Annotated in this window: 22 protein-coding genes; 17 read left to right on the top strand and 5 right to left on the bottom strand. The window is 63.7% G+C overall.

Annotation, left to right across the window (positions count from 1 at the left end; genetic code table 11):
• Positions 1-5: 5 nt before the first annotated feature.
• Both HB777_20290 and HB777_20285 read left to right on the top strand, forming a co-directional pair.
• A complete protein-coding gene (locus HB777_20290; GenBank protein ID QND66019.1) occupies positions 6-797 on the top strand; it encodes an SIS domain-containing protein in 792 nt (263 codons plus the stop codon).
• Between the two features lie 451 nt (positions 798-1,248).
• Entirely contained in the window at positions 1,249-2,283 is a 1,035-nt protein-coding gene (locus tag HB777_20285; protein QND66018.1) for a LacI family transcriptional regulator, read from the top strand.
• A gap of 3 nt (positions 2,284-2,286) precedes the next feature.
• On the opposite strand, the gene HB777_20280 is transcribed toward HB777_20285, so the two are convergent.
• The 3 genes from HB777_20280 to HB777_20270 all read right to left on the bottom strand — a co-directional run bounded on the left by HB777_20280 (position 2,287) and on the right by HB777_20270 (position 5,418).
• Positions 2,287-3,237, bottom strand: coding sequence for an alpha/beta hydrolase (locus HB777_20280; protein ID QND66017.1), 951 nt, complete (start codon positions 3,235-3,237; stop codon positions 2,287-2,289).
• Positions 3,238-3,240: 3 nt separating this feature from the next.
• Positions 3,241-4,389, bottom strand: a complete 1,149-nt coding sequence (locus HB777_20275; protein ID QND66016.1) for a Gfo/Idh/MocA family oxidoreductase — start codon at positions 4,387-4,389, stop codon at positions 3,241-3,243.
• A gap of 267 nt (positions 4,390-4,656) precedes the next feature.
• A complete protein-coding gene (locus HB777_20270; protein QND66015.1) occupies positions 4,657-5,418 on the bottom strand; it encodes a DeoR/GlpR transcriptional regulator in 762 nt (253 codons plus the stop codon).
• A 162-nt stretch (positions 5,419-5,580) separates the two neighbouring features.
• Here HB777_20270 and HB777_20265 point away from each other — a divergent pair, with 162 nt between their 5' ends.
• From HB777_20265 to HB777_20210, 12 genes are all read left to right on the top strand, one after another.
• Complete coding sequence (locus tag HB777_20265; protein QND66014.1) at positions 5,581-6,381, top strand: aldolase; 801 nt, start codon at positions 5,581-5,583, stop codon at positions 6,379-6,381.
• Positions 6,382-6,384: 3 nt separating this feature from the next.
• On the top strand, positions 6,385-7,335 hold the full coding sequence (locus tag HB777_20260; protein QND66013.1) for a permease: 951 nt from the start codon (positions 6,385-6,387) through the stop codon (positions 7,333-7,335).
• Between the two features lie 89 nt (positions 7,336-7,424).
• Entirely contained in the window at positions 7,425-8,570 is a 1,146-nt protein-coding gene (locus tag HB777_20255) for an ABC transporter ATP-binding protein (protein ID QND66012.1), read from the top strand.
• A 110-nt stretch (positions 8,571-8,680) separates the two neighbouring features.
• Entirely contained in the window at positions 8,681-9,928 is a 1,248-nt protein-coding gene (locus HB777_20250) for a sugar ABC transporter substrate-binding protein (protein QND66011.1), read from the top strand.
• Positions 9,929-10,066: 138 nt separating this feature from the next.
• A complete protein-coding gene (locus tag HB777_20245) occupies positions 10,067-10,963 on the top strand; it encodes a sugar ABC transporter permease (protein ID QND66010.1) in 897 nt (298 codons plus the stop codon).
• Positions 10,964-10,968: 5 nt separating this feature from the next.
• Positions 10,969-11,811, top strand: a complete 843-nt coding sequence (locus tag HB777_20240) for a carbohydrate ABC transporter permease (protein QND66009.1) — start codon at positions 10,969-10,971, stop codon at positions 11,809-11,811.
• A 63-nt stretch (positions 11,812-11,874) separates the two neighbouring features.
• A complete protein-coding gene (locus HB777_20235) occupies positions 11,875-12,696 on the top strand; it encodes a sugar phosphate isomerase/epimerase (GenBank protein ID QND66008.1) in 822 nt (273 codons plus the stop codon).
• An 11-nt stretch (positions 12,697-12,707) separates the two neighbouring features.
• Positions 12,708-13,784: a Gfo/Idh/MocA family oxidoreductase gene (locus HB777_20230; protein QND66007.1), complete on the top strand. Its 1,077-nt coding sequence runs from the start codon at positions 12,708-12,710 to the stop codon at positions 13,782-13,784.
• On the top strand, positions 13,784-14,602 hold the full coding sequence (locus HB777_20225) for a sugar phosphate isomerase/epimerase (protein ID QND66006.1): 819 nt from the start codon (positions 13,784-13,786) through the stop codon (positions 14,600-14,602). Before HB777_20230 ends, HB777_20225 begins: the two co-directional genes overlap by 1 nt.
• On the top strand, positions 14,602-15,435 hold the full coding sequence (locus HB777_20220; protein ID QND66005.1) for an alpha/beta hydrolase: 834 nt from the start codon (positions 14,602-14,604) through the stop codon (positions 15,433-15,435). Before HB777_20225 ends, HB777_20220 begins: the two co-directional genes overlap by 1 nt.
• Complete coding sequence (locus HB777_20215; protein QND66004.1) at positions 15,432-16,154, top strand: D-allulose-6-phosphate 3-epimerase; 723 nt, start codon at positions 15,432-15,434, stop codon at positions 16,152-16,154. The genes HB777_20220 and HB777_20215 overlap by 4 nt, the downstream gene beginning before the upstream one ends.
• Positions 16,151-17,179 carry an ROK family protein gene (locus tag HB777_20210; protein ID QND66003.1) on the top strand — a complete coding sequence of 343 codons (1,029 nt, stop codon included), beginning with the start codon at positions 16,151-16,153 and terminating at the stop codon, positions 17,177-17,179. Before HB777_20215 ends, HB777_20210 begins: the two co-directional genes overlap by 4 nt.
• A gap of 70 nt (positions 17,180-17,249) precedes the next feature.
• Here HB777_20210 and HB777_20205 read toward each other — a convergent pair whose 3' ends face one another.
• A complete protein-coding gene (locus HB777_20205; protein ID QND66002.1) occupies positions 17,250-18,578 on the bottom strand; it encodes a dicarboxylate/amino acid:cation symporter in 1,329 nt (442 codons plus the stop codon).
• Between the two features lie 311 nt (positions 18,579-18,889).
• Here HB777_20205 and HB777_20200 point away from each other — a divergent pair, with 311 nt between their 5' ends.
• The 3 genes from HB777_20200 to HB777_20190 are packed head-to-tail and all read left to right on the top strand — an operon-like array spanning position 18,890 to position 22,520.
• Entirely contained in the window at positions 18,890-20,710 is a 1,821-nt protein-coding gene (locus HB777_20200; GenBank protein ID QND66001.1) for a sensor histidine kinase, read from the top strand.
• The gene (locus tag HB777_20195; protein QND66000.1) at positions 20,707-22,098 is read left to right on the top strand and encodes a sigma-54-dependent Fis family transcriptional regulator; all 1,392 of its coding nucleotides are present in this window, start codon (positions 20,707-20,709) and stop codon (positions 22,096-22,098) included. The genes HB777_20200 and HB777_20195 overlap by 4 nt, the downstream gene beginning before the upstream one ends.
• Positions 22,095-22,520, top strand: a complete 426-nt coding sequence (locus tag HB777_20190) for a GNAT family N-acetyltransferase (GenBank protein QND65999.1) — start codon at positions 22,095-22,097, stop codon at positions 22,518-22,520. The genes HB777_20195 and HB777_20190 overlap by 4 nt, the downstream gene beginning before the upstream one ends.
• Here HB777_20190 and HB777_20185 read toward each other — a convergent pair whose 3' ends face one another.
• Complete coding sequence (locus tag HB777_20185; GenBank protein ID QND65998.1) at positions 22,521-23,636, bottom strand: anhydro-N-acetylmuramic acid kinase; 1,116 nt, start codon at positions 23,634-23,636, stop codon at positions 22,521-22,523.
• Positions 23,637-23,641 lie beyond the last annotated feature (5 nt).

The raw sequence follows: 23,641 nt of genomic DNA, 5'->3' as shown, positions 1-23,641 counted from the left end.
CCCACGTGTCCGATCTCTACATCCACCGTCTCGCAGCCCTCATCGACCAGGCGGCGAAAACCAACGAAGAAGCCTTCGGCCAGGCCGCCAGCCGCTTTGCCGACTCGCTCGAGGGCGGCGGGCTCGTCCATCTTTACGGGTCGGGCCATTCGGTGCTGCCGGTGCAGGAAGTGTTTCCGCGCTATGGCAGCTTTGTCGGTTTCAACCCGCTGACCGACCCGCGTGTGATGTGGCACAACGTGCTCGGCGCCGGCGGCGTGCGCGAACTGCTGTGGCTTGAGCGGACCGAGAAATACGCCGAGAAATTCCTCGACCACCAGCCGCTCAACAAGGGCGACTCGATCATCATCTTCGGTCACAGCGGCCGCAATTCGTCCGGCATCGACACAGCGCTCTATGCCAAGAAGCGCGGCATCTTCGTCGTCGCCGTGACCAGCAAGAACAACCTCGACAAGCCGGCGACGCACTCCTCCGGCAAGCGGCTTGCGGACGCGGCCGACCTCGTCATCGACACGTGTTCGCCGATCGAGGACGCGATCGTGCCGGTCGAAGGCTGGAGCCGTCCGGTCTCCGGCTCGTCGACGGTGCTCGCCATGATCCTGGCGCATGAGCTGATCGCCCGCACAGCGGAAGCACTGTCCAAGCGCGGCATCGAACTGCCGGTCTTCGCCTCGCCGACAATTGCCGGCGTGACACTGCACGACACCGACGTCATCTATGGCGTCTATCGCGAGCGCATGCTGGAGGCGCAGAAGAAGCACCTGCCGACTTTCCAGGCGACGATGCGCGGCGAATGATCGAATGATAATTGCGATCGGGAGGCGCCGCTTGCGCCTTCCGATCGATTGCTACCGTCCCAGCAGGTTGCGCGCCATTTCACGGCCCGACCACGCCCACACACCAGAGAAGCCCGCGCCGCACGTCAACCGCATTCTTCGCGGCGGCGCGCATGCCCGCCCGTGGCGCCGGCTTGGATCTCTCGCACTCCTGTCCCCAGCCAATCAGCCGATCCCTGACCTTTGGCGTGATACCCCCAGTCACGATCGCCTGGTGCTTGCATCGATGCGCCTGTTGATTTCAGGGCGTCAATAAATAATTTGACGTACGTAATGTTTTTGCGTTGTATTGGGAACTGTAGAAATTTGACTGAATAAGTTCGGTCAAGCATTGCCGCTCCCAGGGCAACGGCCGCATGACTGTTACGGCCGGATCGGTCCGGCAGGCGAATGGGGAAGGGACCCGGTATCGATGGCGGAGAAGACGCACCGCACGATGGATGACTTCGCCCAGGCATGTGGCGTGTCACGGCCGACGTTGTCCAAATATTTCGACGATCCCGCGAGCGTGAAGCCGGCGACGCGGGCGCGCATCGTAGCCGCGCTGCGTTCCTCGGACTATCAGCCGAACCTTTTCGCCCGCAACCTCAACCGCAAGCGCACCCGCAACATCGGCATCGTCGTGCCGACGATCACCGATCCATTCTACGCCGAGATGGTCAGCCGCATCGAATTTCGCTGCCGCGACGAAGGCTATTGGCCGATCGTCATCTCCTCGCATGGCTCGCCGAAGCTGGAAGCGGAGTCGGTCAGGACGCTGTTGTCGCTGAAGGTCGCCGGCGCGATCATCGCCCCGCTCGGCCTGGCCTCCGACCGCAGCGTTTTCGACAAACTCGGGCAGGACATTCCGATCGTCTATTTCGACACCTATATCGAGGGCGATACGCCGTTCGTCGGCAACGACAACCGGCAGAGTGTGTCGACCATCGTCGACTATCTCTGCCGTTCGGGCGAACCGCCGGTCTATCTCGACATTCCGCATGTCAACCACAACTCCGGCGAACGCCAGGAGAGCTATATCGTCGCGATGGAGACCGGCGGGTTCAAGCCGGTCGTCATCGAGGCCGCGCGCGATTACACGTGGGACTTCGAACGCATCGGCTACGAGCAGACGGAAAAAATGCTGGAGGCGGGCACCTTGCCCGGCCGTACCATCCTGTGCGCCAATGATCGTCTCGCCTTTGGCGTGATGGCGGCCGCATTCTCGCGCGGCCTGAAGGTCGGACGCAGGCCCGATTGCGATCTGCGCGTTGCAGCACACGACGATCATCCGCTGAGCCGCTACACCTGTCCGGCGCTGACCACCATGGCGCAGGATTTCACCGCCATGGCCGGCCGCAGTGTCGAGATCCTGCTGGCCTTGCTGGACGAGGCCGATCCGCCAAAGCAAGGCATGGCACGCACCGTCAAGCTCGGCGCCACCCTGGTGATGCGTCAGTCGGCCTGAGCGTCAGCGACCCCTCTCGAAGTGGCGCCAGGCAGCCACCGCCTCGGCCACGGCTTGCCAGGCAGCGGGAATATGGCGTCCCATCGAGACGAAGCCATGGATCTGGCCCGGCCACTGCCGCAAGATCACAGGCACGCCCGCGGCCTGCAGGCGCGCTGCATAGGCTGCTCCTTCGTCGGCGAGGATGTCGCAGCCGGCCAGCGCGACAAAAGCCGGCGGGACGCCGGCAAGATCAGGCGCCAGCAAGGGCGAGACGCGCCAGTCCAGAATGTCGTCGGACGTTCGCACATAGTGGTCGCGGAACCACGACATGGTGGTCGCGGTGAGGCCGAAGCCGTCGCCGAAACGCCGGTAGCTGTCCGATGTCTGCCGCGCATCGGTGTTGGGATAGATCAGGATCTGCGCGGCAAGCGATGGTGCCAGCCCGTCGCGGGCGAGCAGCGCCAGCACGGCGGCGAGATTGCCGCCGGCACTGTCGCCGGCCACGCCGATGCGCGCCTTGTCGATGCCGAGATCGGCCGCATTCTCGGCCATGAAACGAAGGGTTGCCACGCAATCCCCGAGCCCGGCGGGAAATTTGTGTTCCGGCGCCAGGCGGTAGTCGGGGCAGACAATGACGGCGCCGCCGAGATTGGCCATCAGGCGGCAGATCTCGTCATGCGAATCGAGATTGCCGATGACCCAGCCGCCACCATGCAGATAGAGCAGCGCCGGAGCCCCGCTTTGTGGTGCGCCGATGCCGCGATGGATGCGCAAAGTGATGGGGCCGTTCGGCCCGTCTATCTGCTGTTCCAAGGTCGTTGCGACCGGCTCGTGATCGCCCTGTAGCGTCGGGAACGAGGCGTTGTAGGCGGCGCGCGCCGTCGCCACGCTGCCTGTCTCGAACGGCTCACCGCCGGCTGCACGACCGATTTCGAGGACGCGCAGCGCATCCGGATCGAGCGTCATGATCATACCTCAGGCCAGCAGGTCGCTTGCCTCTTCCTCGGTCAGCAGGGCCGGCTGGACGACATCGCCCGCGATGGCGACTGAGCCCTGTGTTTCACCGGAGCGCAGGATCGCCTCCATGATCTCCAGCACATGCAGCGCGAGGCTGCCGGAGGCGCGTGGCGTGTTGCCGGTTTGAAGCGAGCGCACCAGATCGGCGACGCCGAGCATGCGGTAGTTCGCGCGATCGGGTGCCGCATAAGGCCAGTTGCGGGCGCCGTAGAGCTCGCCCTCGCTGGCAAAATCCTTCCACTCGGTGCCGCGTTCGGACAGTGACACGGTGCCGCCGAACGTGTCGGGGTCGGGCAGGCGCAGCGAGCCCTCGGTGCCGTGCAGTTCGATCGGGTGGTTGGAGTGGCGAAAGACATCCCACGAGGCGCCGAAGGTGACGGTCGCGCCGGAGCGGAACTCGAGCAGCGACAAAACGTTGGTCGGCGTGCCGACCTTGAATGTGGTGTTCTTGAATGGCCCGTCGGCGGTGATCAGCCTTTCCTCCTGGCCGCGTGTCGCCATCGCCATCACCCGCTCGACCGGGCCGAGCAGGTTGACCAGCGTGGTCAGATAATATGGCCCCATGTCGAACACCGGCCCGCCGCCCGGCTGGTAGTAGAATTGCGGGTTGGGATGCCAATGCTCCATGCCGCGCCCCATCATGAAGGCGGTGCCGGTGACCGGGCGGCCGATGGCGCCGTCGTCCATCAGCCGGCGGGCGCGGCGTCCAGCGGCACCGAGGAAGGTGTCGGGCGCCGAGCCGAGCAGCAGGCCGCGCGACCGCGCCTCGTCGACCAGGCGCCGTCCGTCGGCGGCCGAAGTGGCGAGCGGCTTTTCGGTGAAGACGTGCTTGCCGGCCGAAAGCGCGGCAAACGAAATGTCGAAATGCGCCGCCGGAATGGTCAGGTTGAGGACAAGATCGATCTCGGGGTCGGCCAGCAGCGCATCGACGCCGAGTGCCCGAATGCCATATTCCTTGGCCCGCACCGCCGCCATGTCGGCCGAGATGTCGGCGCAGGCGCGCAATTCGATGCCGCCGAAGAGGGCGGCATTGCGCAGATAGGTCATCGAGATATTGCCGCATCCGATGACGCCGATTCCGAGTTTGGTCGTTGATATCCCGTGCATTTTCGATCGTACCTCCCGATGCGCCATGGTCTGACGGACCCGCCCAGCCGGCGACGGATCGCTTTCGCAAAGGGCTATACAACATTTTAAATATTGACGCGCGTAAAATTTTTATACAACATGCGAAAATGCTGGCGCGATATCGGGAGGCTGCCAGCCCTGGGAGGAGAAAATGACCGACGTGAAAAAACGGCCGACCGCCGATGCGGATCCCGTGGGTTGTGAGCGCACTGGATATTTCCGTCGCGGCCAGGGACCGCGACCGGGTCAGGCATAGATCACCTTGGCCCCGGTCCTATCAAGCTGGCTGCGTATCGGGCCGGACAGGCCATCGTCGGTGATCACAACATCGACGCTCGACAGCGAAAAGGCCTTGGAGGTCCCGCTGACGCCCCATTTGCTCGAATCCGCAAGGAGGACAACGCGCCGGGCCATGCGCACGAGGTTTCGCTTCGTTCGCGCCATGTCTTCGTTCACGTCGACCACATCCAGTGACGAGTCAATCGCATGCGCTCCAACAAAGACCTGATGCGCTACCAAGCCGCCGAGAGCCGTGTCGGCATCGGTGATCAGCGTGCTCACCGTGTCTGGATAGACCCGGCCACCGATCATGTGAACGTCGAGCCCGGGCCGATGCATCAGATGCTGCACGATATTCATCGCCGTGGCCGCGACCACGACATTGCTGAGCGGCGGTAACAGCATGGCAACCTGCATCAATGTCGAGCCGCCGTCGAAGATGACCGATTGGTTGTCCTCGAACAGTTCTACCGCTGCCCGGGCGATGCGTTTCTTTGCATCGAGGTTTGTTTGCATTCGCCGGGCGAACGCGGCCGTGGTCGAATCCGTGGTCCGGGTCACCGCGCCTCCACGGGTCTTGGTCAGCAGTCCCTTGCGGTCCAGTATCTCGAGGTCGGAGCGCACCGTGACTTCCGACACGCCAAAATCGTCTGACAGGTCCTTGATGCGAACCTGTCCGCTGCGTTGCACTTCACCCAGGATCGATTGGCGTCTCTGCTCTGACAACATTGCCCTGTCCTTGCCTCCATGCACCAAGCGATCGCTTTGGCCTCGGTTCACTCTATCAAAAATATGCGAATTCGAAAGCTTTCGAAAGATTGCATTTGTCATTTCTTTCGCAAACACTGGGTCCAGGGTTTTTAAATCAATCGATTGGAGAGTTTTGGACTCATGAGCCTCGGAACCAAGGTGCGCCTGGCGCGCCTCTTCTCACATCCATCGGGGAATCTTTTTGGCGGCGCGGTCGACCACTTTGTCGGCTATGGCGACGTGCGCAAAGGAGGTCTTGCCGACCTGCCGGGCGCGCTTGCACGCGTCATGGTAGGCAAACCCGACTATGTCAGCATCCAGCCTGGCACCGCGCGTCATCTGTGGCCGCAATACGCGGGCAAGGCTTCCCTGGTGATCCAGGCCGGCTGCTTCACCCCAGACGATCGCATCAGTGAACTGATTGCAACGCCCGAGGATGCGGTGCGCGCTGGCGCCGATGCGTTGGCCGTGGCCATTCCGGTGCGCGGCGCGACCGAGGGCAAATACATACGCTGGCTGACCGATTCGGTGAATGCGGCGGCCCGTTACGGCATGCCGGTGGTGGCGCATATCTACCCTCGCGATTTCACCGACGGGGCAAAAATCGTCTTCACCCCCGACGAGATCGCCTATGCGGCACGCATCGGCTACGAGTCCGGCGTCGACGTGATCAAGATCGGTTACACGGGCGATTTCGAGTCGTTTCAAGAGACCGTTCGGACCTGCCCGGTGCCGGTTGTGATCGCCGGTGGTCCGAAGACCGACACGCTGCTCGGCGCCCTTCAGCAAACGGCGGACGCCATCCGTGCCGGCGCGCGTGGTGCCGTGGTGGGCCGCAATCTCTGGGGGCATGGCGATCCGGAAAAGGCAGCGATTGCCTTTCGGGGCGTCATCCATGACGGCCTTTCGGCGCAAGACGCCCTGGCGAAGGCGGGGGCCTGAACGATGCCCGCCGTCCCTTCAATCCTCGGCTTCGGCGCTATTGCGATCGACGACATCGTCTATGTCGATCAGCCGTTGTCGGCGGGCAAGGGGAAGGTTCTGCAAAGTGCCCGAGCTTTCGGGGGAAATGTCGCGACGGCGCTTGCCGCCGTCGCGCGGCTCGGCGGAAGCGCCGGGTTCGTCGGATGGCTGGGCAATGCCGCGGACGACGCCGTGCTGTGCGATCTCATTGAGAGCGGTGTTGAAACCGCGTTCGCGCCACGCCACGCCCACGCACGCCCGGTGCGCTCACGCATCACCGTCGGCTCGGACGGAGAGCGGTTCATCGCATATGACGACGACGCGATGCTGGGCACCACGCCGGATTTCTCAGACGAGGTCCTCAACCGGGCGACCGTTCTGATCGTCGATAGTTACGCGATCCGGTCGATGGATGTCGTGGCTCGGGCTAGCGATCTCGGCCTTGCGATCCTCGGCGATATCGAATGGAGCAGCGGCCCAGACACGGAGCGGCTGATCGGGCTCTGCGACCACCTCATTCTTCCGCTCGGCTTTGCGCGGACCGCTACGGGCTACCGATCGCCCGCCGAGATGCTCGATGCATTGTGGTCGCCGTCGCGGTCCGCCGTGGTTCTGACCGATGGCGGCAGGGGCGTGTACTATCGCGGACGCGATGAGACAGGGCTCTGGCACCTGCCTCCGCACCGGGTTGCCGTCGTCGACTCGACCGGCGCCGGTGACTGCTTTCACGGCGCCTATGCCCATGCATTGACGCGCGGTGCCAACACCGCAGGCCGGGTCGCATTCGCGGCCGCCGCGGCGGCCCTTTCGATAACGGGGCGGGGCGGGCGCGAGGCGCTTCCGACCGACGACCAGGTCACGGAACTCCTGGCATCGACGAACGCGCCGTCGGCAGTCGAACTCAAATATGCGCGGCTCGATACCGGAACATAGCCCGAACTATCCGAAGAAATATTTCGCAGGTGAACATAGGCCGAGGACAATCATAAAAATCAGTGGCTTAGACTTGTGGAGGGAGGAATATGGCAGAAGTCGTTCTTGAGAATATCTGCAAGACATACGGGAACAATTTTCACGCAATCGACCAATTGAACCTGTCGGTCGAGGACGGCGAGTTCTTGATTCTCGTCGGGCCTTCCGGCTGTGGCAAATCCACCGCGTTGCGGATGATCGCGGGATTGGAGGACGTCACCAGCGGCAGCCTTCGGATCGGCGGCGTCGACGTCGTCGACATGCCGCCCAAGGACCGCGACATCGCGATGGTCTTCCAGAGCTACGCCCTCTACCCGCATATGACGGTGTTCGAAAACATCGGCTTTTCGATGCGGCTGGCAGGCAAGTCGAAGGCCGAGCGCAAGAAGCGCGTGGATGAGATCGCCAAAACCCTTCAACTGACGTCTCTGCTGGAGAGCAAGCCCGCGAATCTTTCAGGCGGACAGCGTCAAAGGGTTGCCATGGGCCGCGCCATGGTGCGCGAGCCGGCAGCCTTTCTCATGGACGAACCCCTTTCCAATCTGGACGCGAAACTGCGTGTTCAAATGCGCGCCGAAATCACCAGCCTGCAAAAGCAGCTCGGCGTCACGACCATATATGTGACCCACGACCAAACCGAAGCCATGACGATGGGCGACAGGGTCGCGGTGTTGAAAGGCGGCGTGCTGCAGCAGGTCGACACACCCAAGAGGCTCTATGAATCGCCGGTGAACGCCTTCGTTGCCGGCTTCATCGGGTCTCCTTCTATGAACCTTTTCGAGGCGACCCTGACGGGTGACGAACTGATGTCCGGCGCCTTAGCCATCCGGCTGCAGGATGCAGCCTTCGTGCGCAGGCCGGGCTTGAGGTCGTATGCGGGGCGCAAGGTCGTGTTCGGGATACGACCGGAGGATCTCTATGACAGCAGCCTCGAATCCGGCCGCAAGTATCAGACGATACCGGCAAAGGTGACCTCGATCGAAGAACTTGGATCCGAACAAATCGTCCATCTCGACATCGACGCGGTCCGAGTGGACTCCGGCGACCCGGACGCAGTGCAGGATTTCGGCCTGGCGTCGAACGCGGTGGCGAAATTCGAACCGGTCAGCACAGTTCGCTCCGGCTCGGAAATCCGGTTGGCCCTGGATGACGCCAAGCTCCATTTCTTCGATCCCGAGACGCATCTGGCGATCTGAATATCCGCGGCAAGGCCCGCAGGCGAGGGTGAGGCGCCTGCGTAAGAAGACTTCTGAATAACCAGACGATCGTCCGCATTGTGCGGTCGATCCCAAAGAAGGAGGAGAAAATGATGTTTCGTATTAAACCCGCGATGCTGAAAATAGCCGCGGCCGCATGGTTGCTTGGCGCAACCGGCGCCATGGCGGACACAACGCTGGAATTCACCCAATGGTGGGAGCCCGAATTGCCGGCTGGCTCGCTCAGGGCAATCATGGATGACTTCGAGGCCGCAAACCCCGGAGTCAATGTGACGCTGGTCAGCGGCCCCTACGCGACCACGCGAGACCAGATCTCGGTTGGTGCTGCAACCGGAACGCTCAGCGACGTCGTCGGTCTCGACGGTGCCTGGGTAAACAATCTGAATGCGCAGAACGCACTCGCCGACATGAATCCGATGATGGATGCGAGCGGTTTCGACAAGAGCCAGGTCGCGGACATCATCAAGGTGGACGGCAAGGCGGTGATGTTTCCCGTGGCTTCCTTCGTCTATCCGGTCTTCGTGAATTTGGACCTCGCCGCTCAGGCAGGCGTGACCAAGCTGCCGTCGACCCGTGCGGAGTTTCTCGAAGCCGCCAAGAAGATGACGAAGGCCGACAAGAACCAGTATGGCTGGGTGCTGCCCCTGTCGCTGCAAACGCCATCCGGCGTCCAGAACGACATGATGTCGTGGGTTTGGGCTTCGGGTCAGTCGATGATGGCGAACGGCAAGCCGGACCTTGAGGGCAAACCGGTGGTGGATATGCTCACCTTCGTCAAATCACTCAACGACGCCGGCACCATCTCGCCCGGCATCGCCACCAAGACCGAGCAGGAAAAGGTCGAGGAGTTCGTCAACGACCGCGTCGGAATGATGATCGACTCGCTCGCGCATGTGAACCTCATCCGCAAGCGCAATCCTAAGCTGAACTTCGACCTCATCCCGGTCCCGGTCGTGGAAAACTATACCGGCAAGCGCGGCCTTCCCTATGCCTCCTGGGGCATCGGCATCTCTGCTGCCTCGAAACATCAGGAAGAGGCCTGGAAACTCGTCCAATATCTGATGAGTGAAAAGGTGAACGCCAAGCTCGTGTCGCTTGCAAACGCCTTCCCGGGCAACGTCAACGCCAAGCCCGATTTCGTGACCTCGGACAAGGCTTTCGGCAAGGCTTTTGAAATCTTCAAGACCGGTTATCTCGCCAATGAGTTCACGGGCCTGCCGGTGGCTGAAGACCTGATGACCCAGTTCGACGTGCAAGCCCAGAAGATGCTCGCCGGCGAGCAGTCTCCCGAACAGGCCGCAGCCGCCGCTCAGAAGGGCTGGATGGCGAAATTCTGATCGGTCTGTTCCCGTTTGCTATCTTCGACCGGGTGGCCTGACTTCGGGCAGGCCACCCGGCAACAACGGATCGGCAATCTAAGATGAACCTGTTTTTGAAGCTTACCTTCTCTTGAAGGCGTATCCCAAGGTTGGCACATGACCCGGCAAAAGCGCTCCCACCACAAGCTGAAACGAGCGGTCGCACCCTACCTCTATCTGTCGCCCTCGCTGCTCATCATCGGGCTGCTGATGCTGCTGCCGATGGTGACGGTGATTGCCTACTCGTTCCAGAACAGCGCGGTGCTGCGTCGTGACCCATCCTTTGCCGGACTGAAACACTACCAGGCGATCTTCGACGACCCCGTGTTCTGGGCTTCGCTGTGGCACACGCTCTACTTCACGTGCATGAGTGTCATTTTCCACATGACCATCGGCATGGCCTTCGCGCTCATGCTGAACAGCGACCGCATCAATCCGACGCTGCGCAATATTCTGCGCGTGCTCTACATACTGCCCTGGCTGTTCACCGCGGTGATTATCGCCGTGATCTGGCGCCTCCTGCTTGAGCCGAACGGTGTCGTGAACAGCATTCTCATGCAAATCGGCATCATCGATTCCAAGGTCGAATGGTTTTCCTCGCCTCAGACCGCGCTGCACGCCGTCACATTCGCCAATATCTGGGCGGGTTATCCGCTCTTCATGGTCAGCCTGCTCGCGGGTTTGCAGGGCATTCCCAAGGATTTCTACGAGGCCGCCGATATCGACGGGGCAAAAGCCTACCAAAAGCTGATCTTCATCACCATCCCGCAGCTGATGCCGATCATCATCAGCATCTCGCTGCTCGACTTCATCTGGACCATGCAGGTCTTCCCGTTAATCTGGATAACGACGGGCGGTGGCCCGATCTACTCGACCGAGGTCCTCAGCACCTACACGTACAAGCTGGCGTTTTCGAGCTACAACCTGTCACAGGCGTCGGCGAGCGCTGTGGTCATCCTGCTGATCTCTCTCGGCCTGACGCTGTTCTACATCCGTTATCAGAAGGCTCGGTAGTCACCATGAGGAAACGAAACTCTGGCAAAGACAAGCTGATCACCGTCGCGCTGCATGTTGCTCTTGCGGCTGGACTGTTCTTCGCAGCCTTCCCGATCTACTGGATGCTGAGCAGCTCGTTCAAGTCGAACACCGAAATCTTTGCCCTGCCACCAACCATCCTGCCAAAGGCCTTCACGCTGGAAGCGTATGCAGCCATCCTTGGCGACCCGGTAAAGCTGCGCTTCTTCTTCAACAGCTATTTCGTGGCGGGAGCGGTGACCGTGCTGACGGTGCTGATCGCCTTGCTGGCGGCCTACGGGTTCAGCCGCTTCAATTTCCGCGGCAAGGGCAGCCTGAACACAATCATCATCAGCACGCAGACGATTCCGCCGATCACACTTTTGATCCCCTTCTTCGGGCTTGTCGTCTCATACGGTATCTTCGATACCTACGTCGCACTGATCCTGACTTACCTGGTGTTTACACTGCCGTACGCCATCCTGCTGATGACGGGATATCTGAACACCTTGCCCCGCGATCTCGATGAAGCCGTGGCTGTCGATGGCGGCAGCAGTTGGACAGCGCTTTGGCGGGTGATCGTCCCGATTTCACTGCCTGGTATCGTGGCGACGTCGGTGTACACCTTCCTGTTGTGCTGGAACGAATTTCTCTTTGCGCTGACGCTGACGAAGTCAACGTCCATGCGCACCGTCCCGATCGGCATCCAGCTGTTGATGGGGCAGCACGCCTTCGAATGGAACCAGATGATGGCGATGAGCGTGCTCGGCTCGCTACCGCTCTTGCTCATCTACCTCGTTGCCCAGAGGTACTTCCTCGCCGGCATGACCGCGGGCTCGGTCAAATAGGATGTCCTTCCCACGGCGACGCGGAGTGGCATCAAGCAATAAGCGGTATCAAGGAATGAAAGTATGAACGTGAAAGACCTCAAAGTCGGCTGCCAGACCTTTACCTGGGAAATGCTCGGCGACCGCTTTACCGGCGGCCCCGACGATCTCTTGAAGGCAATTGCCGATGGCGGCTATTCAGGCATCGAGATCACCGACACCATGATCGGCCGCTATGCCGACAGGCCGTCGCAATTCGCCGTGGCACTGAAGTCATCGGGCCTTACTCTTGTCTCCTTCGCCTTCGGGTCGAAGAGCGGTTTCACCCTCGCAGAGGAGATCGGCGCTGACCTCGAAACCGCCAAGCGCTGGATAGACTTCGCCTCCGCATTTCCTGGCGCGCTGGTGTCGATGGGCTCTGCGACGGTGGTCTCCGACGGTCCGCGCGACGGCAAGTTCGCCATCGCGGCCGAAGTCTACAACAAAGCCGGCGAGCTCGGGCGCAAGGCCGGCGTCCAGGTCGCGGTGCATCCAAGTTCGCACCACAATACGCTGCTCTTCGACCGCACCGACTACGACACAATCTTTGCCTTGCTCGACCCCGATCTGATCGGCTGGGTGCCGGATACCGGCCATATCCTGCGCGGCCACAAGGACATGGCCGACACGCTGCGCACCCACCGCGACCGCATCCGCTACATCCACCTCAAGGATGTCGACGCCAACGGCACCTGGGCCATGCTGGGCAAGGGCGTCTGCGACACGCCTGAAGTCATCGAGATCGCCAACACCGCGCCACGCTTCAACGGCTGGCTGGTGCTGGAGGAAGAATCCGAAACGGCCGCCGCCGATCCCGCCGGCGCGGTCAAGACCAACCGCCAGACAATGCGCAGCTACGGCGCCTGAAGAACGAGACGATGATCAAGAAACAGGACAGACGCCTCAGGGTCGGCGTGCTCGGCTGCGGCCCCATCGCGCAGTTCGCGCATCTGGAATCCTGCGTGAAGGCCGGCAATGCCGACCTCTACGCCATCTGCGACGCCGCACCCGACCTGCTCGCCCGCATGGGCGCCACCTACGAGCCGCAGAAAATGTATTCCGACTATGAGGCAATGCTCGCCGATCCCGAGTTGGAAGCGGTGATCGTCGCCACCTCGGACGCCTATCACGTGCCGATGTCGATCAGGGCGCTCAACGCCGGCAAGCATGTTCTGTGCGAAAAGCCGATCGGCACTTCGGTCGAGGAAGGCGAGGCACTGGCCGAGGCGGTGAGGCGCTCGGGCAAGGTGCTGCAGGTCGGACACATGAAGCGCTTCGACCCGGCGCTGGAGGCGGCGCGCGACTTCGTCCGCGACGAGATCGGCGAGGTGCTGGCGCTGAAGGCATGGTATTGTGATTCCACCCATCGCTACACCAACACCGATGCGGTGCAGCCGCTGCCTGTCACCAGCAAGCTGGCGAGGAAGCCCGCGGGCAATCCCAAGGCGGATCTCAGGCGGTATTTCATGTTGGCGCATGGCTCGCATCTGGTCGACACGGCGCGCTTCCTCTGCGGCGATATCGTCGCCGTGCGCGCCCGGCTCAATGAGAAATTCGGCGCCTATTGCTGGTTCGTCGAGACCGAGTTCGCCAGCGGCGCACTAGGCCATCTCGATCTCACCGTCGCCGTGAGGATGGACTGGCACGAAGGCTTCCAGCTCTATGGCGAGAACGGTTCGGTCATCGCGAAAACCTTCAACCCCTGGTACTTCCGCGCCAGTGAGGTCGAAATCTTTCATGAGAAGACCGCAACGGCCCACAAGCCACTCGGCGCCGACGGCCACTTTTTCCGCCGCCAACTGGAAGGCCTTGCCCAAACGGTGCTGGAAGGCGTGCCGATGCGCGGCGCCAATGTCGAGGACGGCATCGCCTCGATCCGGGCCATGGTGGCGATCGCCCGTTCGGTCGAGACTGGTGAGCGGGTCGAGCTCGCCTCGGTTTCGGGAGCGGTCTGATGCGTCTCGGCATCTTCGCCAAGACTTTTCCGGGGACTGAGCCGGCTGCGGTGCTCGCAGCCGTCCGGCAGGCGGGCTATGAGACGACGCAGTTCAATCTTGCCTGCGCCGGCCTGCCGTCGATGCCGGATGCGGTGCCGGCGGATGCCATCGCTTCCATCCGCACTGCGGCGCAATCGAGCGGCGTTTCACTTGCAGCACTGTCGGGCACCTACAACATGGCGCACCCCGACAAGGCGGTCCGCGACGATGGCCTTCGACGCCTGGCCATCGTCATCGACGCGGCTGCTGCCCTGGACATCCCGCTGGTCACGCTCTGCACCGGCTCGCGCAACGCCGCCGATCAGTGGGCGTATCATCCCGACAATGCCACGCCGGCCGCCTGGTCCGACATGGCCGCCGAGATGGCGAAGGCGCTGGCGCTGGCCGAAGCCGCCGGCGTCGATCTCGGCATCGAGCCCGAGCAAGCCAACATCGTCACCTCGGCCAGGGATGCGACCAGGCTGATCGCCGCGATGGGATCGAAGCATCTGAAGATCGTGCTTGATCCGGCAAACCTGTTTGAACACGCGACGCCTGACGAGGGGCGCGCCATTGTTGCCGCAGCGATCGACGAAGCTGCCGGCCACATCGCGATGGCGCACGCCAAGGACCGCCATCGTGACGGCCGCTTCGCCACGTCTGGACAAGGCATCGTCGACTTCCCGGATTTCGCCGCACGGCTGAAGGCAGCGGGTTTCGACGGCGCACTCGTTACCCACGGCCTGTCCGCCGACGAAGCCCCCGGCGTCGCCGCCTTCCTGCGAGGGCTCCTCTGATGGGCGCCGCGCCGGCGATCCTGCTTCGCGACGATGCCGCACTTCGTGTCTTCGACACGGGGCAGGGCGGGCTTCCCATCGTCTTCCAGCATGGTCTCGGCGGTGATGCGGCCCAGGTCGCGCAAAACTTTCCCGATGGCCTTTCATACCGCCGGCTGACCGTCGAATGCCGCGCGCAGGGCGGCTCTGGCGCCGGCAGCAAGCGGCCCTTTTCGATCGCGATGTTCGCCGATGACGTGCTGGCTGCCGCCGATGCGGCCGGCCTCGACCGTTTCGTCGCCGGCGGTATTTCGATGGGCGCGGCCATTGCCTTGCAGCTTGCCGCTCGGCACCCGGAGCGCATCCCGGGTTTGGTGCTTGTTCGCCCTGCCTGGGCCTTCGATGCGGCGCCGCAAAACATGCGCCCTTACGTGGAAGTGGCGGAGCTCATCCGCAGCCGTCCACTGGATGAAGCGCGCGATGCCTTCGCTGCCTCCGCCACAGCGGCTCGCTTTCGCGCCGAGGCGCCGGACAACCTTGCTTCCCTGCTCGGCTTCTTCGCGCGCGACAACGCGGCCGTCTTCGCCGAGGTGATGCAAGCGATCGCAGCCGACGGACCCGGCATCACGCAGGCCGAAGCAGCTGGCCTTACAATGCCCACGCTCGTCATCGGCAGCGGCATCGATCTCGTCCATCCCTTGGCGACCGCCCGAGGTCTGGCCGAGACCATCCCCGATACTGCCTTCGTTGAGGTGACGCCGAAAGCCACCGACAAGGATCGCCACTTCGCCGAAATCCGCACGGCCATCGGCGGCTTTCTCGACAGACATTTCAACAATCAGGACCAATCATGACTTCAAAGCCCCTGTCAGGCCCGGCCGCCATCGCCGCATTGCCGCGTGATCGCATGATAGCCGAATTCTCGCTGTGGTCGGCCAATCTCGCCAATTTCGAGAGCGATCTCAGGCGCATCGAACCCTATGTCGATCTTCATCATATCGACGTGGCGGACGGTCATTTCGCTCCGTCCTTCCTGTTCTTCCCGGATCTCGTCGCCCGCATCGCCGGGCTGACGGCGAAACCCATCCATGTCCATCTGATGGTCGATGAAGCAATCGTCGAGGCACAGACGCGCCAGTTCATCGAGGCCGGCGCCGACATGATCAGCGTCCATATCGAGAATGGCGAGGCGGGATTGCGCGCCGTTCGGCTGGCGCGCGAACTCGGCGCGGAAGCCGGTGTCGTGCTCAGGCTGGAGACGCCGGTCGAGACGGTGGCGCCTTTCGTCCCGGAGGTCGCTTTCGTCACGCTTCTGGGAACCGCAATAGGCGTCAAGGGCCAGAGCCTGTCGGACAAGGCCTGCGACAGGCTGGGCGCTGCCCGCACTATCCTAAGAAAGGCCGGCCGCGAGGCGGAAATAGTCTTGGCAGCCGACGGCGGCATCCGCCACGAGACCGTGCCGTTGCTGCGTGCCGCCGGTGCCGAAACCGTGGTTCTCGGTTCGCTCGCCTTCGGCGACAAGGATCTCGCCGGCCGCATCGGCTGGTTGCACGGCTTGAAGGTCGCGGCATGACGATAGAAGTCGCCCTTGCGATCGATCTTGGCGGGACGGAGCTTCGCGCCGCCCTCGTCGACCGTGAAGGCAAGATCCTGGCATTCGCGGCGGTGCCGACGCAGGCGCAAGCTGGCCCCGATGTGGTGATCGGCCAGATCGAGGCGCTGGCGGCGACCGTCCATGCCGAGGCACCGGCACTCTCTGTCGTCGGCGTCGGCGTCGGCGCGCCGGGACCGCTCGATCCGCTGGCCGGCATCGCCGTTGGCCCGCCGACACTCGCCGGCTGGCTGGACGTGCCGCTTGCCGACATTCTCGAGCGGCGGCTCGGCCTGCCGGTGCGGCTGGAGAACGATGCCAATGCGGCGGCACTCGGCGAATGGCGTTTCGGTGCCGGACATGGCGCCCGCTCGCTGGTCTTCGTCACGGTTTCCACCGGCATCGGTGGTGGCGTCGTTGTCGACGGGCGCATCCTGCACGGCCGCCGCGGCCTGGCCGCCGAGATCGGCCACATGACCATCACCAATGAAGGCGAACGCTGCATGTGCGGCGTCGTCGGCTGCTTCGAGGCCATCGCCTCGGGCACCGCGCTCGGCCGCCGCGCCAACGCCGCGACGGCTGCAGGCGACGGCTCGGCCTTGCGGCGGCTGTCGGCGGATGCGGAGGTGACCGGCCGCCATGTCGTCGAGGCGGCACGGCTGCAGGACGCCCTTGCTCTGGCCCTGCTCGAGGAAGAAGCGCGCTGGCTGGGCGTTGGCTTCACCAATCTCTTGCATCTCTATTCGCCCGATGTGCTGGTCGTCGGCGGCGGCATTGCCAATGGGCTCGATCTGATGCTGCCGACTATCGAGGCGACCATCAGGCAACGCGCCATGCGCGCCTATCGCGACGTGCCGGTCGTCCAGGCCCTGCTTGGCCGCCATGCCGGGCTGGTCGGCGCCGCCAGCCTCGTCCTGTTTGACGACGTGGGCGCGTTTGCCGCCCGCAGGCCTGTCGGCCCAAGCACATATCCGGACACGCCGCTGAGCAAGACCGGCACCGTCTGACGTTACGACCTGCATGACAAAGGCCGGAGGCAGCACGCCTCCGGCCTTTTACGCATTGACCCGCACGTGATTACTCGGCGGGAACGACGTCCGCCGGCAGGCTGTCATCCGCCGTGCCCGCCAGCGCCCTGGCCAGCTTGGCTTCGTCGAGTTCGCCTTCCCAGCGTGCCACCACCAGCGTGGCGACGGCATTGCCGACGAAGTTGGTCAGCGCCCGGCACTCCGACATGAAGCGGTCGACGCCGAGGATCAGCGCCATGCCGGCGACCGGCACCGCCGGAACCACCGACAGCGTGGCGGCAAGGGTGATGAAGCCTGCTCCGGTGATGCCGGCGGCGCCCTTGGACGAGAGCATGGCAACCAGCAGCAGCAGGATCTGGTCGCCGATCGACAGATGGGTGTTGGTCGCCTGCGCGATGAACAAGGCCGCCAGCGTCATGTAGATGTTGGTGCCGTCGAGGTTGAAGGAATAGCCGGTCGGAATGACCAGGCCGACCACCGAGCGCTTGGCGCCGGCCTTCTCCATCTTTTCCATCAGCGAGGGGAGCGCAGCTTCAGACGAGGAGGTGCCCAGCACCAGAAGCAGCTCTTCCTTGATGTAGCGGATGAGCGACAGGATGGAGAAGCCGTTGTAGCGGCAGACCGCGCCCAGCACGACGAACACGAACAGAAACGACGTCACGTAGAAGGTGCCGACCAGCATGGCGAGGTTGATGACCGCGCCGATGCCGTATTTGCCGATGGTGAAGGCCATGGCGCCGAAGGCGCCGATGGGGGCTGCCTTCATCAGCACGCTGACCAGCTTGAAGATCGGCGTCGTCAGTGCTTGCAGGAAGTTCAAAACGGGCGTGCCCTTGTCGCCGACCAGCGCCAGCGCAATGCCGAACAGCACCGAGAAGAACAGCACCTGCAGGATGTCGCCGTCGGCGAAGGCGCCGACGATGGTCGACGGGATGATGTTCATCAGGAAGCCGGTGACCGACTGGTCGTGCGCCTTGGCGGCGTAGGTGTTGACGGTCGAGGCGTCGAGCGTCGCCGGGTCGATGTTGAAGCCGGCGCCCGGCTGCACGACATTGGCCACCACAAGGCCGATGATCAGCGCCAGCGTCGAGAAAGTGAGGAAGTAGAGCATCGCCTTGCCGGCGACACGCCCGACCTTCTGCAGGTCGCTCATGCCGGCAATGCCCGTTGTCACGGTCAGGAAGATGACCGGGGCGATGATCATCTTGACCAGCTTGATGAAGGCGTCGCCGAGCGGCTTCATGCTCTCGCCGACCGACGGATAGAAATGGCCGAGCAGGATGCCGACGGTGATCGCGACGAGCACCTGCACGTAGAGCTGGGCATAGAAAGGCTTGCGCTGCGCGGAAACCGCGCCTGAATGGTCTGCGATGTGCATCGAACTCTCCCTGGCCGGATAGGGCGGAATGCACCGCCCTGCGTGACTTCTCCCATCGCGGCGTTCCGGTCGCGCGCCGCTGCCAAGGAGTTTTGCAAGCGTCGTGCCAGATCGGGGAAAGGCTGGAATCCCGGCAATTCCGCCTTTGCTCGAAGCCATGCGGCGAATGTCTGTGCGGATTTCCGCACAGACAGCGTTTGCCTGGGCGGATTTTCGCATTACACTGGCCGCAAGGCTGCGAGCAAAAAAGGAGAGGGCAGACGCTGCAAGCAGGCACCGATAGCGAATCCCAGGGTTTTGCCGGGCGTGAGTTGCTGCGCGAGGCAGTGGCCCGGCTGCGCAATGGCCGCTGGCTCGTCGTGCTCGTCGCCCTTGCCGTCCTGGCCGGCGCGATTGTCATCGCCGGGCGTATTGCCTCCGGCCAGGCTGCCGACAATCTGCGCGACACAGCGCTTGCCGCCCTGCCGCTGGCGGCGGGAACCCTGACCGGCGAAATCGAAAAGCAGCGCCTGGTTCCGTTGGTCCTGGCCCGCGACGATGCGGTGCGAGGCGCGCTGCGCCGGGCCGGAAAGATGCAAGAAGCGGCCCTCAACGACAAGCTCAAGGCGATCGCCGGCGATGCCTCGGCGTCCGCCATCTATGTCATCGACACGGCGGGCATCGCCATATCAGCCAGCAATGCCGGCGAGCCGACCAGCTTTGTCGGCATCGACTATAATTTTCGTCACTATTTCAGGGAGGCGATGGCCAACGGCGCCGCCAGCCAATACGGCCTCGGCACGATCAGCGGACGGCCGGGCCTATACCTTTCGAGCCGCGTCGACGATAACGGCAAGCCGCTTGGCGTCGCGGTGTTGAAGGTCGAGCTCGACGGCGTCGAAGCCAATTGGCGCTCCAGCGGGTTCCTCGTTTTCGTCACCGACGAACACGGCGTCGTGCTGGCCACCAGCCAGCCCGAATGGCGGTTTCACGCACTGGCGCCGCTCTCCACCGGAGATGCCGCCGCTGCCCACGAGCAACTGCAATTGACGGACGCCGCCTTCGAGCCGCTGCCGATACGGCGCGGCGCCGGGGACGGCCTGGCGACGATCGACAGCGCCGGAAAACCGCGTCAGTTCGTCGAGGTGGTGCAGGATCTGCCCGGTGCGGTTCCCGGCTGGCGTCTCTGGCTGCTGACGCCTGCCGACGCTGCCCTCTCGTCTGCCGCCAACACGGCGCGCCTGACCACGCTGCTCGGGCTGCTGCTGACAGGCCTGCTTGCCTACGTGCTCACCCGCCGCCGCCGCGCACGCCGGTTGCGGCAGGAGGCGCTGGCGCGCATGAATGTCGAATTGGAGAGCCGGGTCAGCACGCGAACGGCCGAACTGACGCGTTCCAACACCGCACTTGCCGGCGAAATCGCCGAGCGTGAAAATGCCGAGGCCAAGGTCCGCCGGTTGCGCGACGACCTCGCCCAGGCCAACCGGCTGTCCATCCTCGGCCAGATCGCCGCCGGCGTGGCGCATGAGATCAACCAGCCGGTCGCCGCCATCCGCACCTATGCCGAGAACGCCGGCCGCTTTCTCGACAGCGGCAAGACCGAATCGGCCAGCGGCAATCTGACGTCGATCGTTTCGATGACCAAGCGCATCGGCGCGATCACCAGCACCTTGCGCACCTTCGCCCGCCGGCCCGGCACTGCTGCCTCGCCATTGCCGGTGCGCGAGGCGATCGACGGTGCGCTGTCGCTGCTGTCGGGCCGCATCCGCGATTCCGGCGTGACCATCGTCAAGCCGCGCGGCAACGCGTCGCCAGTGGTCATGGCGAGCCGCATCCGGCTGGAGCAGATCCTCGTCAATCTGTTGCAGAATGCGCTCGACGCGATGAAGGACCAGCCCGCCCCCCGCATCGAGATCGAACTTGCCGAGCGTGACGACAGGGTGCTGATTTCGGTGCGCGACAACGGTCCCGGTCTCGGGCCGGAAGCGGCCGGCAATCTGTTCATGCCGTTCCAGACCACCAAGGAGAAGGGGCTTGGCCTCGGGCTGGTGATTTCGCAGGAGATCGCCCAGGAATTGGGCGGCACGCTGCGGCTCGATCCCGGCAATGGCAGCGGCGCATCCTTCACCATCGATCTGAGGCGAATAGAATGACTGAGGGATCAGGGCTGGTCGCGCTCGTCGACGACGATGCGGACTTGCTGCACGCCACCACGCAACTGCTCGAGCTTGCCGGCTTCACCGTGGCCGCACTCGACGCCGCCGAGGCAGCACTTGCCGTCGTCGACAGGAATTTCGAGGGCGTCGTCGTCAGCGATATCCGCATGCCGGGCATGAACGGGCTGCAATTGTTCGATCGCATCAAAGCGATCGATCCTGATATACCCGTGATCCTGGTCACCGGCCATGGCGACGTCGATCTTGCCGTGGCCGCGCTCAAGGACGGCGTCTACGATTTCATCCCGAAACCCTATGCCGGCGATCGGCTGGTCGAAGCGCTGAAGCGGGCATCGGAAAAGCGGCGTCTGGTGATGGAGAACCGCCGCCTGCGCGAAGCCGCGGCACTGGCCGCCGACGGCCTGCCGCTGATCGGCGAGGCGCCTGCCATCAAACGGTTGCGCGAGACCTTGCGCCAGATCGCCGACATGGATGTCGACGTGCTGGTCGAGGGTGAGACGGGAACCGGCAAGGAAGTGGTGGCGGACCTCCTTCACAGATGGGGGCGGCGGCGCGCAAAGCCCTTCGTGGCGCTGAATTGCGGCGCCCTGCCGGAGACGGTCATCGAAAGCGAACTGTTCGGCCACGAGGCGGGCGCGTTCACCGGCGCGCAGCGGCGGCGGATCGGCAGCATCGAGCATTCCAGCGGCGGCACGCTGTTCCTCGACGAGATCGAATCCATGCCGTCCGCGCTCCAGGTCAAGCTGTTGCGGGTGCTGGAAACGCGCAGCCTCACACCGCTTGGTTCGAACGACATCAGGCGCATCGACCTCAGGGTCGTCGCCGCGACCAAGGTCGATCTCGGCCGGCCGGACCAGCGCGGCGATTTTCGCGAAGATCTGTATTTCCGTCTCAACGTGGTGACACTGCGCATCCCGCCCCTGCGCGAACGGCGCGGCGATATCCCGATGCTGTTCGGGCATTTCCTAGGCAAGGCGGCGGAACGATTCGGCCGGCCGGTTGCGAAGGTGAATGCCGCGATCAGCGATCATCTCCAGTCGCATGACTGGCCGGGCAATGTGCGCGAGCTCGCTCATTTCGCCGATCGCGTCGCACTTGGTCTCGGCCCGGACGATGAGGTGAGGGCGGTCTCCGCGCGCGCGCCGGAGCCGGAGGCGGCATTGCCCGAACGGGTCGGTCAATACGAGGCGCAGCTCATCCGTGACGCGCTGCGCGATCATGGCGGCGATGTGCGCGGCGCCATCGACGCGCTCGGCGTGCCGCGCAAGACTTTTTATGACAAGCTCAAGCGCTACGGCATTGCCGCTTCCGAATTTCGCAATGGCGGCGATGCCGATCCACAACCTGTCTCGGGAAAGCGATGAACACGACACTGGAAACGACGGCAAATCCCTCGCCGGAGGAACTCGCCTTTCTCGGCGAACGTCTGACGGCGTTCAACGACGGCGATGTCGGCGCGTCCGAAAGAAAGGCGCTTGCGGTGTTCGTGCGCGACGAGGAGGGCGCGGTCGTCGCCGGCATTTCCGGCTACACCGCCTGGGGCTGGCTTTACGTGCAATGGCTGTGGGTCGACGAAAGGCTGCGTGGCCAGCATATGGCTGGCCAGATGCTGGATGCCGCCGAACAGGAAGCCATGGCGCGCGGCTGCCGGAACGCCTGGATCGACACCTTCAACCCAAACGCCGCCAAGGTCTATCAGCGCCAAGGTTATCAGCCTTTTGGCACGCTTGCCGATTTTCCTGTCGGCCGCAGCCGCATCTTCCTGCAGAAGAAGCTGGCTGGCTGACTACCCTGCAAGCTTTCCGCCCCGCATCGGCTGCGGTGCGCCGGTCGTGCTCGGAAAGCTGATCGGCAGGCCGCGCAGCACGCGGACCGCGAGGAAGGCAAAACATTCCGCCTCCACCGCGTCGCCGCTCCAGCCGAGGCTTTCGGCCTCCACCACCTCGACGCCGGCACGGCTGGCCAGCATGGCCATCATCGTCGGGTTGTGGCGGCCGCCGCCGCTGACCACCAGTTTCTTCGGCCGGCTTGGCAGCAGATCGAGCGCCTTGCCGACGGCGCCGGCGGTGAAAGCGGTGAGCAGCGCCGCGCCATCCTCGGCGTCCAGGCCGTCCGCCATCGCTGCGCCAAAGTCGAAACGGTCCAGCGATTTGGGATAGGCCTTGCTGAGATAAGGGTGCTGCAGCAGCTTGGCGAGCCGCGCCTCGTCGACCGTTCCCGCACGGCCAAGCGCGCCGTCGCGGTCCATCTCGCCGAGCCCTTTCGACTTGATAAAATCGTTCAGCGGCGCGTTGGCCGGTCCAGTGTCGAAGGCGATGACGTTGTCGACGCCGTCCCACCAGGTGACGTTGGCGACGCCCCCCAGATTGAGCACCGCCACCTCGCCGCTGGCGCCGGCGCTGCGCATCAGCGCGGTGTGATAGGCGGCGGCCAGTGGCGCGCCTTGCCCGCCGGCGCGCATGTCGGCCGAACGGAAGTCGTAGGCGACCTTGGTGCCCAATATGCTGTGCATCAGCTCGCCATCACCCAATTGCCTTGTCTGGCCGAGACGTCCGACCTGCGGCGCGCGATGCAGCACGGTCTGGCCGTGAAAGCCGACGACGCCGATATCGGCCATCGTCATCCCATAGGCTTCGACCAGCTCCTTGACCGCCGCCGACTGGGCACGGGTCAGGGCTTCCTCCGCAGTGCGAAAGATCGCCGGCTCCGGCCCGACGAAATTCCAGGCCCGTGCCTGCGTCAGCGCTTCTTCCAGCAGGGTGCGGATCGACGCGGGATAGGGCATCAGCCGATAGGTGCCGAAATCCTCGATCCGCTCGCCATCGGTCTTGATCAGCGCGACGTCGATGTTGCCGTCAAGCACGGTGCCGGTCATCAGTCCGACGGCCCAGATTGGTTCCATCATCT

Origin of the sequence: Mesorhizobium loti, assembly GCA_014189435.1 — a bacterium.
In the GTDB taxonomy this organism is placed as follows: Bacteria; Pseudomonadota; Alphaproteobacteria; order Rhizobiales; family Rhizobiaceae; genus Mesorhizobium; species Mesorhizobium loti_G.
Note: the sequence above shows the minus strand (reverse complement) of the source record. Positions and strands in the feature narration are given on the sequence as shown.

Coding starts and splice junctions, on each gene's coding strand:
- HB777_20285 (QND66018.1), top strand. CDS start 1,249: ATGGCGGAGAAGACGCACCGCACGATGGATGACTTCGCCCAGGCATGT.
- HB777_20280 (QND66017.1), bottom strand. CDS start 3,237: ATGATCATGACGCTCGATCCGGATGCGCTGCGCGTCCTCGAAATCGGT.
- HB777_20275 (QND66016.1), bottom strand. CDS start 4,389: ATGCACGGGATATCAACGACCAAACTCGGAATCGGCGTCATCGGATGC.
- HB777_20270 (QND66015.1), bottom strand. CDS start 5,418: ATGTTGTCAGAGCAGAGACGCCAATCGATCCTGGGTGAAGTGCAACGC.
- HB777_20265 (QND66014.1), top strand. CDS start 5,581: ATGAGCCTCGGAACCAAGGTGCGCCTGGCGCGCCTCTTCTCACATCCA.
- HB777_20260 (QND66013.1), top strand. CDS start 6,385: ATGCCCGCCGTCCCTTCAATCCTCGGCTTCGGCGCTATTGCGATCGAC.
- HB777_20255 (QND66012.1), top strand. CDS start 7,425: ATGGCAGAAGTCGTTCTTGAGAATATCTGCAAGACATACGGGAACAAT.
- HB777_20250 (QND66011.1), top strand. CDS start 8,681: ATGATGTTTCGTATTAAACCCGCGATGCTGAAAATAGCCGCGGCCGCA.
- HB777_20245 (QND66010.1), top strand. CDS start 10,067: ATGACCCGGCAAAAGCGCTCCCACCACAAGCTGAAACGAGCGGTCGCA.
- HB777_20240 (QND66009.1), top strand. CDS start 10,969: ATGAGGAAACGAAACTCTGGCAAAGACAAGCTGATCACCGTCGCGCTG.
- HB777_20235 (QND66008.1), top strand. CDS start 11,875: ATGAACGTGAAAGACCTCAAAGTCGGCTGCCAGACCTTTACCTGGGAA.
- HB777_20230 (QND66007.1), top strand. CDS start 12,708: ATGATCAAGAAACAGGACAGACGCCTCAGGGTCGGCGTGCTCGGCTGC.
- HB777_20225 (QND66006.1), top strand. CDS start 13,784: ATGCGTCTCGGCATCTTCGCCAAGACTTTTCCGGGGACTGAGCCGGCT.
- HB777_20220 (QND66005.1), top strand. CDS start 14,602: ATGGGCGCCGCGCCGGCGATCCTGCTTCGCGACGATGCCGCACTTCGT.
- HB777_20215 (QND66004.1), top strand. CDS start 15,432: ATGACTTCAAAGCCCCTGTCAGGCCCGGCCGCCATCGCCGCATTGCCG.
- HB777_20210 (QND66003.1), top strand. CDS start 16,151: ATGACGATAGAAGTCGCCCTTGCGATCGATCTTGGCGGGACGGAGCTT.
- HB777_20205 (QND66002.1), bottom strand. CDS start 18,578: ATGCACATCGCAGACCATTCAGGCGCGGTTTCCGCGCAGCGCAAGCCT.
- HB777_20195 (QND66000.1), top strand. CDS start 20,707: ATGACTGAGGGATCAGGGCTGGTCGCGCTCGTCGACGACGATGCGGAC.
- HB777_20190 (QND65999.1), top strand. CDS start 22,095: ATGAACACGACACTGGAAACGACGGCAAATCCCTCGCCGGAGGAACTC.
- HB777_20185 (QND65998.1), bottom strand. CDS start 23,636: ATGGAACCAATCTGGGCCGTCGGACTGATGACCGGCACCGTGCTTGAC.